This window comes from Streptomyces sp. NPDC015131 (assembly GCF_043079975.1).
Classification (GTDB): Bacteria; Actinomycetota; Actinomycetes; order Streptomycetales; family Streptomycetaceae; genus Streptomyces.
Genome location: NZ_JBIBVB010000005.1, coordinates 325,618 through 338,453 on the forward strand (window position 1 = coordinate 325,618; position 12,836 = coordinate 338,453).

The 12,836-nt window shown below is 71.4% G+C and carries 10 protein-coding genes; 8 read left to right on the forward strand and 2 right to left on the reverse strand.

Translation table 11 applies throughout. The features are described from left to right. The first annotated feature begins 58 nt into the window (after window positions 1-58). Window positions 59-1,372, forward strand: coding sequence for a VWA domain-containing protein (locus ACF08D_RS21695; protein WP_392224380.1), 1,314 nt, complete (start codon window positions 59-61; stop codon window positions 1,370-1,372). Here the strand turns inward: ACF08D_RS21695 and ACF08D_RS21700 are convergent. Next, window positions 1,369-2,502, reverse strand: a complete 1,134-nt coding sequence (locus tag ACF08D_RS21700) for an ATP-binding protein (protein WP_392224381.1) — start codon at window positions 2,500-2,502, stop codon at window positions 1,369-1,371. The two genes, ACF08D_RS21695 and ACF08D_RS21700, sit on opposite strands and share 4 nt — an antisense overlap. After that, a complete protein-coding gene (locus ACF08D_RS21705; protein ID WP_392224382.1) occupies window positions 2,499-3,155 on the reverse strand; it encodes a response regulator transcription factor in 657 nt (218 codons plus the stop codon). Before ACF08D_RS21705 ends, ACF08D_RS21700 begins: the two co-directional genes overlap by 4 nt. A gap of 165 nt (window positions 3,156-3,320) precedes the next feature. Between ACF08D_RS21705 and metG the strand changes: the two genes are divergently transcribed. From metG to ACF08D_RS21740, 7 genes are all read left to right on the forward strand, one after another. Continuing rightward, the gene (gene metG, locus ACF08D_RS21710; RefSeq protein WP_392224383.1) at window positions 3,321-4,928 is read left to right on the forward strand and encodes a methionine--tRNA ligase; all 1,608 of its coding nucleotides are present in this window, start codon (window positions 3,321-3,323) and stop codon (window positions 4,926-4,928) included. A 172-nt stretch (window positions 4,929-5,100) separates the two neighbouring features. Beyond that, complete coding sequence (locus ACF08D_RS21715; protein ID WP_392224724.1) at window positions 5,101-5,511, forward strand: SseB family protein; 411 nt, start codon at window positions 5,101-5,103, stop codon at window positions 5,509-5,511. Further along, window positions 5,508-6,155, forward strand: a complete 648-nt coding sequence (locus ACF08D_RS21720; protein WP_392224384.1) for a hypothetical protein — start codon at window positions 5,508-5,510, stop codon at window positions 6,153-6,155. Before ACF08D_RS21715 ends, ACF08D_RS21720 begins: the two co-directional genes overlap by 4 nt. Further along, the gene (locus ACF08D_RS21725) at window positions 6,152-10,726 is read left to right on the forward strand and encodes a putative T7SS-secreted protein (RefSeq protein WP_392224385.1); all 4,575 of its coding nucleotides are present in this window, start codon (window positions 6,152-6,154) and stop codon (window positions 10,724-10,726) included. The genes ACF08D_RS21720 and ACF08D_RS21725 overlap by 4 nt, the downstream gene beginning before the upstream one ends. After that, window positions 10,716-11,222, forward strand: coding sequence for an Imm50 family immunity protein (locus ACF08D_RS21730; protein WP_392224386.1), 507 nt, complete (start codon window positions 10,716-10,718; stop codon window positions 11,220-11,222). The genes ACF08D_RS21725 and ACF08D_RS21730 overlap by 11 nt, the downstream gene beginning before the upstream one ends. Continuing rightward, window positions 11,209-11,613, forward strand: coding sequence for an Imm50 family immunity protein (locus ACF08D_RS21735; protein ID WP_392224387.1), 405 nt, complete (start codon window positions 11,209-11,211; stop codon window positions 11,611-11,613). The genes ACF08D_RS21730 and ACF08D_RS21735 overlap by 14 nt, the downstream gene beginning before the upstream one ends. Window positions 11,614-11,938: 325 nt before the next feature. Continuing rightward, the gene (locus ACF08D_RS21740) at window positions 11,939-12,796 is read left to right on the forward strand and encodes a helix-turn-helix domain-containing protein (RefSeq protein ID WP_392224388.1); all 858 of its coding nucleotides are present in this window, start codon (window positions 11,939-11,941) and stop codon (window positions 12,794-12,796) included. Window positions 12,797-12,836: the final 40 nt, after the last annotated feature.

The window sequence follows — 12,836 nt, forward strand, 5'->3', positions numbered from 1 at the left end:
CTAGCAGTTCCTGGCAGTACGGACATACACGGCACCCCACATGCGAAAGGCCTCGCCCATGGGCATTCGGAGCTTGCTGCGCAAGGTGTTTGGACGCGACCGTGCGGAGCTCGACGAGACGGCGACCGCGTCCGTCCCGACCCAGACCGAACGCGAGGTGCCCCCGGAGGAGCCCACGGCGACGGTCCCGGCGCAGGCGTCCTCGTCGCCCGAGCCGGCGGACGCGGCCGGGGACCCCGCGTCGTCGGCTCCGCCGGAGCAGACGGCGGCGGAGCTGGTGGCGGCGTCGTTCGACAACCCGGCCCCGCGCCGCGCCACGGTCCCCCCGGCCCGCGAGGCGGAGCCGGAGGCAGAGCCCGAGGCGGAGCCGGAGGCAGAGGCCCCGGCCGCGGAGGCGCCCGCTGAGCCCGAGCCGGAGGCGAAGGCCGCGGAGCCCGAGCCGGAGGCGGAGGCCGTACCCGCCCCGGAGGCGGCCCCCGAAGCCGAGGCCGCCCCCGAGCCCGCTCCGGCAGAGGCAGAGGAAGCCCCGGAACCGCAGGCCGAAGAGGAAACCCAGGCGGAAGAGGAAGCGGAGGCGCCGCGGCCCGCCGCCCAGGAGGCACCGCGGGCCGCCGCCCAGGAGGCCCCCGCACCGCAGCCCAAGGCGGCCGTCTCCGCCGCGCGGGTGCGGAGCAGGGCGCCGCAGCTCGCCGAGGCGTACAAGGCGGCGGGCGCCGCGCTGCGCAAGCGCGGGCTCACCGGTACGCGGGCGACCGTGTACCTGGTCCTCGACCGGTCCGGGTCGATGCGCCCGTACTACAAGGACGGCAGCGCGCAGCACCTCGCCGAGCAGGCGCTGGCGCTCGCCGCGCACCTGGACGAGGCGGCGACCGTCCCGGTCGTGTTCTTCTCGACGGAGGTCGACGGCACCGGCGAGGTCACCCTCGACGACGTCGACGGCCGGATCGAGGCCCTGCACGAGTCCCTCGGCCGGATGGGGCGGACCAACTACGACCGCGCCGTCGCCGAGGTGCTGGCCCACCGGGCGAAGTCGGACGCGGCGGACCGGCCGGCGCTGGTGCTGTTCCAGACGGACGGCGCCCCCGAGTCGAGGACGGCGGCGACGCAGGCGCTGGCGGACGCGGCGGAGGCGGCCGGGGACGTGTTCTGGCAGTTCGTGGCGTTCGGCGAGGTGGACGCGAAGGCGTTCGACTACCTCCGCAAGCTGGAGGCGCCCAACGCGGGGTTCTTCCACGCGGGCCCGGCGCCGCAGGAGGTCCCGCACGCCACGTTCTACCGCGAGGCCCTCGCCGCCTGGGACCTCCCGGGCACGGGCGAGGGCGAGGACGAGGACGGGGACGGGGACGGGGCCAAGGGCACGGACCAGGACTAGGACGGCGCGGGGGCCGGGTCGTCCACCGGCAGCCGTACGGTCACGACCAGGCCCCCGCCGTCCCGTGCGGTGGCCGTCGCCGTTCCGCCGTGCGCGGTGGCGATCGACCGCACGATGGAGAGCCCGAGCCCGGCGCCGGGGCCCATCCGGTCCCGGCCCTCGCCCCGCCGGAACGGCTCGAAGAGCGCGGGCACCTCGGCCGCCGCGATCACCGGCCCGCTGTTCGCCACCGTCAGGGTGCCCCCGTCGAGGGCCACCCGGACCCAGCCGTCACCGCCGGGAACGTTGTGCGTGACGGCGTTGGCCACCAGGTTGCGTACGAGCTGGGTCAGCAGCACGCGGTTGCCCGGCACCGTCCCGCCGGAACGGGAACCGGAACCGGAACCAGCAGCGGAACCGGAACCGGAACCGGAAGCGGGGCTCTCGACGCCGTACCCCTCGCACACCTCCGCCACCACCTCCCCCAGCGGTACCGGCTCCCGCTCGGCGAGGCCGCGCTCGCTGCGGGCCAGGACCAGCAGCCCGTCGAGGAGGCGCTCGCTGCGCCGGTTGGTGTCGAGGAGCACCTGCCGCACCTCCGCCGGGACGGTCTCGTCCAGGCCGACCTGGATCGCCACCCGCTGGGTCGCCAGCGGCGTCCGCAGCTCGTGCGAGGCGTTGGCGATGAAGCGCCGCTGGCTGTCGAAGGCCGCCTCCAGCCGCCCCAGCAGCGCGTCGAACGTGTCGCCCAGCTCCTTCAGCTCGTCGTCGGGCCCGCCGATCGCGAGCCGCTCCGCGAGGTTCCGCTCGGACAGCCGCCGCGCGCGGGCGGTCATCTTGTGCACGGGCCGCAGCACCCGCCCGGCGGTCCACCAGCCGACGGCCACCGCGCACACCGCCATGACCAGCAGCGCCCCGCCGGACCAGACCATCAGCTGGTGCGAGGCGGCGCGGCTGACGTCGCCGGTGACCTGCTCGACCCGTACGACATCCTCGCCGGCCACCCCCGCGACGATCGCCTCGGCCTCGCCGCGCGTACCGGCCCGGGCGAGCAGGTTCACCACGGTGAGCAGGCAGGCGCCGAGCACCAGGAAGACCCCGCCGTGGACGAGGGCCACCCGGGTCCGGATGCGCGACCCGTAGCCGATCACAGCGCGTACCCGACGCCCTGCACGGTCCGGATCACCGCGGGCTCGCCGAGCTTGCCGCGCAGCTTGCTCATGCAGACCCGCACCGCGCCGGTGAAGGGGTCGGCGTGCTCGTCCCAGGCCCGCTCCAGCAGCTCCTCCGCCGGGACCGGCGCGCCGTCCGCCTCCAGCAGGATCTGGAGCACGGCGAACTCCTTCGGCGACAGCCCCAGGTCCCGCCCGTCGCGCTCGGCGGTGCGGCGCACCGAGTCGAGCCGCACCCCGTGCCGCTCCAGCACCGGCGGTACGGGCGGCCGGGCGCCGCGCCGCCGCAGGGCGCGCACCCGGGAGACCAGCTCGGGGAACTCGAACGGCTTGCCCAGGTAGTCGTCCGCGCCCAGGTCGAGCCCGGCCACCCGGTCCTCCAGCGCGGCGGCGGCGGTCAGCATCAGGATGCGGGTGCGGGCGCCCGCGGCGACCAGGCGCCGCGCCACCTCGTCGCCGTGCAGGCCGGGCAGGTCCCGGTCCAGGACGACGACGTCGTAGTCGTACAGCCCGAGCCGGTCGAGGGCGGTGTCGCCGCGGTGGGCGGTGTCGACGGCGAATCCGGCGCGGCGCAGCCCGGCCGCGACGAGCTCGGCGAGGGCGGTCTCGTCCTCGGCAACCAGTACACGCATGCCCCCACTCTGCCGGGCCCCGTGTTTCGCGGACCTCTCCGCCCGCGGTCCCGGCGTCCACCGGCCGCCGCCCGCCGCTCCCCGCCGGGTGCCGCCCCTTCCCCCGCGTCTCCCTCTGTGAAACGCGGGTGAGGGCAGCTTCCCCGGACGGATAGGATTTCGACCATGGCGGCCACTGGATCCGAGAAGCAGGGGGCGAAGGCGTACTACGTCACGACCCCCATTTACTACGTCAACGACGCTCCTCACCTGGGCCACGCCTATACGACCGTCGCAGGCGACGTGCTCACCCGCTGGCACCGCCAGCGCGGTGAGAAGGTGTGGTACCTCACCGGCACGGACGAGCACGGTCAGAAGATCATGCGCACGGCCGAGGCGAACGACGTCACGCCCCAGGCCTGGTGCGACAAGCTCGTCGAGGAGGCGTGGAAGCCCCTCTGGGAGCACCTGGAGATCGCGAACGACGACTTCATCCGTACGACGGAGAAGCGGCACACGGACCGTGTGAAGGAGTTCGTGCAGGACCTGTACGACAAGGGCGAGATCTACAAGGGCGGGTACGAGGGCCCGTACTGCGTGGGCTGCGAGGAGTACAAGCTCCCCGGCGACCTGATCGAGGACGAGCAGGGCGTGAAGCTCTGCCCGGTCCACAAGAAGCCGGTGGAGATCCTCAAGGAGGAGAACTACTTCTTCAAGCTCAGCGAGTACGGCCCGAAGCTGCTGGAGTTCTACGAGGCGAACCCGGACTTCATCCAGCCGGAGTCGGCGCGCAACGAGGTCCTGAACTTCGTCCGCCAGGGCCTTCAGGACCTGTCGATCTCCCGGTCGACCTTCGACTGGGGCATCCCGATCCCGTGGGACGACAAGCACGTGATCTACGTGTGGGTCGACGCCCTGCTGAACTACGCGACGGCCGTCGGCTACGGCGCGAACCAGGAGAAGTTCGACGAGACGTTCCCGGCGAACGTGCACCTGGTCGGCAAGGACATCCTCCGCTTCCACGCGGTGATCTGGCCGGCCATGCTGATGGCGCAGGGCCTGCCGGTGCCCGGCAAGGTCGCGGCCAACGGCTGGCTGATGGTCGGCGGCGAGAAGATGTCGAAGTCGAACCTGACCGGCATCAAGCCGCAGGACCTCACCTCGCACTTCGGCGTGGACGCCTACCGCTGGTACTTCCTGCGGGCGATCGCCTTCGGCAGCGACGGCTCGTTCTCGTGGGAGGACTTCACCGCCCGCTACACCTCCGAGCTGGCCAACGACTACGGCAACCTCGCCTCGCGCGTGGCGGCGATGGTCGGCAAGTACTTCGACGGCGCCCTGCCGGCCCCGGCGGCCGACGGCGACGCGGAGAAGGCGATCCACGACGGCCTGGCCACGGCGGTCGCCGAGGCCGACCGGAAGATCGGCGAGGAACTGGACTTCCAGGGCGGCATCCTGGCGATCTTCGACTTCGTGAAGCAGGTCAACGGCTACATCACGGAGCAGGAGCCGTGGAAGGTCGCCAAGGACACGTCCGACGAGGGCCGCGCCCGCCTGGCGACGATCCTCTACACGGCCGCCGAGTCGCTGCGCGCGGTCGCCGTCCTGCTGAACCCGGTCATGCCGGACACCTCGGCCAAGCTCTGGGCCTCCCTGGGCGCGGAGCCGTCCCTGGGCGCCCTGGCCGCCCAGCCGGTCCAGTCCGCCGCCACCTGGGGCCGGCTCCCCGCCGGCGCGACGGTCACCAAGGGCGCGGTCCTGTTCCCGCGCCTGGAGGACCCGAAGAAGGACTGACCGCACCCGCGGTACGCGACACCCGGGCCGCCGCCCTCCCCGGAGGGCGGCGGCTCCGTCGTACCGCGGCCTCGGCCCGGCCCGACGCCATACCGCGTGCCCACCGCGTTTCGGCCGTTCTCCCCTATCGCGTTGCAGTCGAAAATCCGTACGTGTGATGATCTCCACCGTGATGTGGGGTGGGGAGACAGGTGGGGAACCGGCCACTGCGGTGGACGTTCACCCGCCCATGGAACAGCGCGAGTTCGCGATCCTGCTGGGGGAGTTCCGGCGTACGGCGGTGCTCGTCCCGATCGATCCGTACGGCAGCCTCTGGACGGCCGATCAGGGTGGCGTGCGGTGGATTTGCGCGTTCACGAACCGGGAGTCGCTGGCGCGGTTCGCCCGGGCGCGCGGCGAGGGCGGCCGGGAGTGGGAGTACCGGACGGTCCTGGGCGCGCGGCTGCTGGACGTCCTGGTGCCGATGCTCGGCGTGCCCGCGGGAGTCGCGCTGGACGCGGGCGGTGACGACGGGGTGCTCTTCCCGCCGGTCCGGGGCATCGTCCCGGACGCGGTGGCCGTGGAACCCGGGGGGACGGCATGACGGGGACGGATCCGGATCTGGCGGCGTCGAACGCGGCGCTGCGGCTGATCGCGGCGGGGATCGACAAGGCGCACGAGGAGCTGAAGGACCTCGGCATGATCGGCGAGGCGACCACCGGCCGGGGGTTCTCGGATCTGGCGCTGTCCGGTCTGGAGCTGGGCCACGCGGGACTCACCGCCGGTTTCCGGACGTTCTGCGAGCGCTGGGAGTGGGGCGTCCGCGACCTGATGCAGCGGGGCAACTCCTTCGCCTCCGCCGTCGGGTTGTCCGCGGGGGCGTTCCACGAGCAGGAGCTGTACGTCAAGGACACCATCAAGATCGCCGTCAATGGGCTGAACGGCAATCCGCACCTCACCGAGGACGAGGTGAAGGCGAAGGACTGGGACGAGATCAAGTCCCAGCGGGCGACCGACAATCCGGACTACAGCCTGGAGTCGATGGCCACCGCCCACGAGAACGTCAAGCAGACGTGGAAGGACACCGGCTACGACGTCGAGGACGCGCTTCTGGACTCGATGGAGAACAACGGCACGCTCGACCCGGCGGTGCGGGACGCACTGGACGAGCGCATGCGCGAGACGTTCGACCCCTCCCAGGAGGCGATCGAGCGGGCGGAGCAGCCGGTGTGGGGGGATGAGCAGTGACGGACTGGCTGAATGAGCTGGGGGATGCCTGGGAGGCCGGCGAGAGGATCGTCGGCACGGGCATCGACAAGGGCAGCGAGGCCGTCGGGGGCGTCCTCGACCGTGTCGGGGCCGAGGGCCTGGCGGAGGCGGTCACCGACCTGGGCGACGGCGCGGCCTCCGCGCTGGGGGCGCAGGTCGCCGAGAAGCAGCTCGGGCAGAGCGAGCAGGCCGAGGAACTGATCCACGGCCGGGCCTCCGCGATCACCGCGAGCGCCGGCGATCTGCGCGACTTCGCCCGGGCCTTCTCCATGGTGGGCGCCGGGATGAGGGGCCTGGACTCCGAGCACTGGAAGGGGCAGGCGGCCACCACCTTCCGCGAGAAGTTCCGGCCGCTGCCCACGGACTGGCTGCACGCCGCCGACGCCTGCGAGGCGGCGGCCTCGGCGCTCACCGCGTACGCCGCGACGGTCACGGCCGCGCAGGGCATGGCCCGAGAGGCGATCGCCCTGTTCAAGGAGGGCAACGAGGTCTCGCAGAAGGCCGTCGACGCGCACAACAAGAAGGTCAAGGCGTACAACGACGCCCGCACCACCGATGCCCCGCTGCCCGAACCGGCGCCCTTCACCGACCCGGGGCAGGTGGTGCGCGAGCAGGCTCAGGACCTGCTCGACGCGGCCCGCCGCCAGCGCGACGCCGCCGCCGAGACGGCCAACAGGGTCGTCACCGAGGCCCTCGCCCACGCCCCCGCCGAGAAGTCGGGCACGGAGCGCGCCAAGGCGGAACTGCTGGACTACGCCCTGGGCACGGGCGTCGAGACGACGCACTTCGCCGCCGGCGCGGTCAAGGGCACGGTCGGCATCAGCAACTTCGTCCGCTCCCTCAACCCGCTCGACCCGTACAACCGCACCCACCCGGCCGACTACTACGAGAACGTCAACATGACCCTGGCCGGGCTCGTGTCGACGGGCGCCCACCCCGACCGCGCGCTCAAGGGCGCGTGGGACGCCCTGCGCGAGGACCCGAGCGAGTTCGGCGGGCGGCTGTTCCCGGAGGTGGTCGGCACCAAGGGCGCCGGCGGCCTGCGGGCCCTGGCGCGCAAGGGCGCGCTCGACGCCCCGGGCGGGGGAGGCAAGGGCAAGACCGCCCACGACGGCGACCCGCACGACACGAGCCGGTCGCAGGGCGACAAGACGCTCTCCAAGGACCCCGTCGACATGGCGACGGGCCGGATGACCCTGCCGCAGAAGGATCTGACCCTGCCGGGCTCGCTGCCCCTGCTGCTCAACCGGACCTTCGAGTCGTCCTACCGGGCGGGCCGCTGGTTCGGCCCGACATGGGCGAGCACCCTCGACGAGCGGCTGGAGATCGACGCGGAGGGCGTCGTGTTCCTCTGCGAGGACGGCAGCCTGCTGGCATACCCGCACCCCGCCCCGGGCGTGCCGGTCATGCCGACGCACGGGCGGCGCTGGCCGCTGGACCGCGACGGGGACACGTACACGATCACCGACCCCGCCACCGGCACGGTCCGGCACTTCACCGAGCAGGACCCCGGCCTGGCCCTGCTGACACAGCTGGACGACCGCAACGGCCGCTGGATCGGCTACGAGTACGACGCGGCCGGCGCCCCGGCCTCGGTGGTGCATCACGGCGGCTACCACGTGAAGGTCTCCACCGATCAGGGACGGATCACCGCGCTCCACCTGGCCGGCGCGGCCGGCGACGGCACCGACCGGGAGATCCTCCGCTACGGCTACACCGACGGGCACCTGACCACCGTCACCCACTCCTCCGGCCGGCCGCTGACCTTCGGGTACGACGAGCACGGCCGCATCACCTCGTGGACGGACACCAACGGCAGCCACTTCGACTACGTCTACGACGACCAGCACCGCTGCGTCTACCACTCGGGTGCGAACGGGCACCTCGCGACCCGGTTCACCTGGGACGGCACGGACGCCGAGACCGGGCTGCGGCAGACGTCCCTCACGGACGGCCTGGGCCACACCACCCGGTACCTCGTCAACGACCGGGTCCAGGTCGTCGGGGAGATCGACCCGCTCGGCGCGGTCGTCCGCTCCGAGTACGACGTGCACAACCGGCTCCTGTCCCGCACCGATCCGCTCGGCCACGTCACCCGCTTCACCTACGACGAGGCGGGCCGGCCGATCGAGGTGGTCAGGCCCGACGGCCGCCGGCTGACCGCCGAGTACGACGCGCTGGGCCTGCCGGTCCGGGTCCGCGGCGCGGACGGCACGGTGGTGCGCCAGACGTACGACGGACACGGCAACCGCACCTCGGTCACCGACTCCGCCGGGGCCACGACCCGTTTCGCGTACGACCCGGACGGCCACCTCGTCTCGGTCACCGACGCGCTCGGCCACGCGACCACCCTGCGGTGCGACCGCGCCGGCCTCCCGGTGGCGATCACCGACCCGCTCGGCGCGACGACCCGCTGGGAACGCGACGCCTTCGGCCGCCCGGTCACCCTCACCGACCCGCTCGGCTCGGTGACACGCCTGCACTGGACGGTCGAGGGCAGGCTGTCCCGGCGCACCGAACCGGACGGCACGGAGCAGTCGTGGACGTACGACGGGGAGGGCAACTGCCTGACGCACACGGACGCGCTGGGCGGCACGACCACCTTCACGTACACGGACTTCGACCTCCTGACGTCCCGGACGGGCCCCGACGGGGTGCGCCACGAGTTCTCCCACGACACGAACCTCCGGCTGACGCGGGTGACCAACCCGCAGGGCCTGACGTGGGACTACACGTACGACGCGGCCGGCCGGCCGTGTTCCGAAACGGACTTCGACGGCCGCACGCTGAGCTATGCCTACGACGCGGCGGGACGGCTGGCCTCCCGTACCAACGGCATGGGTCAGACCATCCACTTCGAGCGTGATGCTCTTGGCCGGATCGTCCGCAAGGACGCCGAGGGCGCGGTCAGCACCTACGAGTACGACATCTTCGACGAACTGGCGGTGGCGACGAGCCCGGACGCGCGTCTGGAGCGGATCCGCGACCGCCACGGGCGTCTGAGGTCGGAGACGGTCAACGGCCGGACGTTGTCGTACACGTACGACAAGCTGGGCCGCCGGGTGGGGAGAACGACGCCAGGCGGCTCGGTCAGCGCCTGGACGTACGACGCCGCCGGGCGCAGGTCAGGGCTCGCCGCATCAGATCGCTCGCTCGCCTTCACCTTCGACCCCCTCGGGCGGGAGGTGGGGCGTACGGTCGCCGGTTTCGTGTCGCTGACATCGTCGTACGACACGTCGGGCCGACTCTCGACTCAGGACGTGATGTCCCGCGGCACCCGTCTTCAGCACCGAGCCTACGAATACCGCCCCGACGGAGGGCTGATCTCCGTAACCGATGATCTCGCAGGCACACGACGCTTCGACCTGGACGATGGAGGCCGGGTCACCGCTGTTGACGCCGACGGCTGGAGCGAGCGGTACGCCTACGACGCCGCCGGCAACCAGACGGAGGCCACGTGGCCCGCCTCCCACCCGGGACAGGACGTCCTCGGCACGCGTACCTACAGCGGCAACCGCATCACCCGCGCGGGCAGCGTCCGCTACGAGCACGACGCCCAGGGCCGTGTCGTCCTGCGTCAGAGGACCCGCCTCTCCCGCAAGCCGGACACCTGGCGGTACGAGTGGGACGCGGAAGACCGGCTGACGTCGGTGACCACGCCGGACGGCACGCTCTGGCGCTATTCCTACGACCCCGTGGGCCGTCGCACATCCAAGTGCTCCGTACTGGAGACCGTCCATTTCACCTGGGACGGCGCGACCCTCTGCGAGCAGGCCGCAGCAAATGTCGTGGTCACCTGGGACCACGCGGGGCTACGCCCTCTCGCCCAGAGAGAACGCCGCACGGACACGGACGACGAACGCTTCTTCGCCATCGTCACCGACCTGATCGGCACCCCCACCGAACTCGTCGACGAAGAAGGCAACCTGGCCTGGCGCACCCGCACGACCCTCTGGGGCACGACGACCTGGAACCGCGACGCCACGGCGTACACCCCGCTCCGCTTCCCGGGCCAGTACTTCGACCCCGAATCGGGACTCCACTACAACTACTTCCGCTACTACGACCCGGCATCGGCTCGGTACCTGAGCCAGGATCCACTGGGGCTGGGCCCTGCCCCCAATCCAGCGACGTACGTCCACAACCCGCACATGTGGACCGACCCGCTGGGACTGGCACCCGGTGACTGCCCTTCGGGTAAAAAGGCTGGTCGCAACCTGGCCGAGGCCAAGGCAACCGCGTTGCGTGACGCGGGAATTCCCGCAGGTGCCGAACCGCTTGAGGTCGACGATTTCGTGCCGGCAACGACGCCGGAGTGGCAAGGCTCCAAGCAGTTGATGGACGAGAACCATCAGCCGATCTATTACCGGGAGGAGGTGTACGAGCATCCCAACGGACAGGATCTCATCGTGTTCCAGGATCACTGGTTCGGACACCAGAAGCCCGGCGAACCCGGATATCAGCCCTCGCATGTGCATGTTCGACCTTACGAGGACACCCGCAATGGCCAGGTACCCGGAGCTGAGGAACACTACTACTATGACCGGTGACATCACTTGGGTTAATTCCCATGACCTCCTGGACCTGTACGGCCGGCTCCCGCCTCTGGGATCGCTTGATCTGCGTTCCGTCAATCTCAGTTGGCAAGGCCCGACAGTCACCCTTCGCGTGGACCTGCCGACGTTCCCGTCGACGGTTCCTCCGGAATGGAAGGATGCGGATGTCGACACGATCCAGTGCCACTTGCAGTTTCTCGCGGTGGAGGACTTTTCCCTGGCGCTGTGGGAGCCCCCCGTCCGCTCCGCTTCTCTCCGGGCACAGGCTCTTGATACGGCAGACCGCCGAATCCACGTGCGAGTGACTGGAGCACGGGTAGCCCTCGATTTCACCAGTACCGAAGCCGTCAAGGTGGGGCATGTCAGCGCCTTCAAGATCGGCCCCGACGGAAGTGACGAGGGGCGCCACTTGTTTGTGCGACGGCTCGACAGGATGCGCCACGAGTCCATCCCGAGCACCGAGGAGAGGACTTTCTATGGGCGCATCTGACTGGACGGTGTTCTTCAGTTCGGCCGAGGTTCTGGTCGATGCATACGAGTCACCGCCCCCTCTGAGCGAATGCACGATCGTCTATGCTCAGATCGATGAAAGAGATGCTTCATTGACGCTGTCGTGCGAGACGTCGGTTCTTCCTTCGAACCCTCCTGCCGAATGGGCTGGAACGGACTACAACACCGTGGAGTTCTTCCTGAAGTTCTCCGGCGTGGCAGACCTCCGCATCAGCGGCTGGGACTGGACCGTCCGGGACGCGGAGATCGCTCTGAGCCGTTGTGCGGAGGGTGTCAGGGTGTCTGTCGTGTCGGCGAGTTCGCGCCTCGATCTCGTGGCGGCACAGGCATGCGTACTTCGGATGCGTTCCTATCTCGCCGCGCGGGAGTGACCACGCGCGAGGTCCGGTGCACCGCCCAGCCCCGGCGCGGGGCCGTGAACCGGCTTACCGGAAGCGGGGGTTCGGTGGGGGTGACCGTCCCCATAAGGAATGTGAGAGATAAAGGAACCGGGCCAAGCCCCACCCCTCCTCCCCCGGCTCGGCGTGGCGATCACTCTCGCGGGTGAAAAACACCAACTCGGCTGGCTTTGGGGCGGGTTGCTTGATCTACGCTCAGCGCGACAGACCACCTCACCGCTGACATGCGTCGGCCCCCGCCGGGAGTGCGAATCCCAGTGCGGGGGCCTGACCATCAAAGGAAGTAAGCCCCTTCCCGATGGATAACCAAGACCCTAGCGCGCGACCGCACGCCCAGTCCCGTACCGGCGGGAAAAACCACCCCTCCCGGGGGACCCGCGCCGCCGCGGGCGGGGGCGTCGTTCACGACAACTCCCGCCACACCACCCGCTTCACGGTGATCGGCAACCACCTCGCCCAGCACAGCGAGCTGTCGCTGCTCGCGATCGGCCTGGCCGTTCACATCCAGTCGCTGCGCAGCGGCGCCAAGGTCGACATCGACACCCTGGCCGCCCGCTTCCCCGAGGGGAGGATCCGGATCGCGGCCGCCCTGCGTGAGCTGGAGGCGCACGGTTATCTGCGCCGCACCCGGGTGCGTACCGCCGGGGGGCACATGGTCACCCGCACGGTGTCGTGCAACCAGCCCGGCCGGAGCGGGGCTCCGGAGGAGCCGAGGCCCCGGCCCCGGGGCGGCGCCGACAAGCCCGTACGCCGCCGCGCGCTGCCCGCCGTCCCGTCGCCCGCGTACCCCGCTCCCGACCTCCTCCGGACCGCCCTCGGGGTGCTCTCCGGCCTCCGCCGCGACGATCCCCGCCTGCTGCTCTCCGCCACGGACGCCGAGCACCTGGTCCCGGGCGTCGCCGCGTGGCTGGAGCGCGACCTGACGCCCGAGGAGGTCCAGCGCGCCCTGACCAGCGGGCTGCCGAGGGAGCCGCTGCACCGCCCGGCGGCCCTGCTCGCCCACCGCCTCACCGCCCAGCTGCCGCCCCTGCCGCCGTTCCGGGCACCGGACGGACCGCCGGCCGTCCGGCACCCGCTCCAGAACTGCGACGTCTGCGACCGCGCCTTCCGCGGCCCGGAGCCAGGCACCTGCGGGGCGTGCGCGGGCGGGCTGTGACATGCCGAAGGGCCCGGGATCCGAAGATCCCGGGCCCTTG

Bases quoted from the DNA above. Each gene is read 5' to 3' on its own strand.
- ACF08D_RS21695 (WP_392224380.1), top strand. From the start codon at position 59: ATGGGCATTCGGAGCTTGCTGCGCAAGGTGTTTGGACGCGACCGTGCG.
- ACF08D_RS21705 (WP_392224382.1), bottom strand. From the start codon at position 3,155: ATGCGTGTACTGGTTGCCGAGGACGAGACCGCCCTCGCCGAGCTCGTC.
- metG (WP_392224383.1), top strand. From the start codon at position 3,321: ATGGCGGCCACTGGATCCGAGAAGCAGGGGGCGAAGGCGTACTACGTC.
- ACF08D_RS21715 (WP_392224724.1), top strand. From the start codon at position 5,101: ATGTGGGGTGGGGAGACAGGTGGGGAACCGGCCACTGCGGTGGACGTT.
- ACF08D_RS21720 (WP_392224384.1), top strand. From the start codon at position 5,508: ATGACGGGGACGGATCCGGATCTGGCGGCGTCGAACGCGGCGCTGCGG.
- ACF08D_RS21730 (WP_392224386.1), top strand. From the start codon at position 10,716: ATGACCGGTGACATCACTTGGGTTAATTCCCATGACCTCCTGGACCTG.
- ACF08D_RS21735 (WP_392224387.1), top strand. From the start codon at position 11,209: ATGGGCGCATCTGACTGGACGGTGTTCTTCAGTTCGGCCGAGGTTCTG.
- ACF08D_RS21740 (WP_392224388.1), top strand. From the start codon at position 11,939: ATGGATAACCAAGACCCTAGCGCGCGACCGCACGCCCAGTCCCGTACC.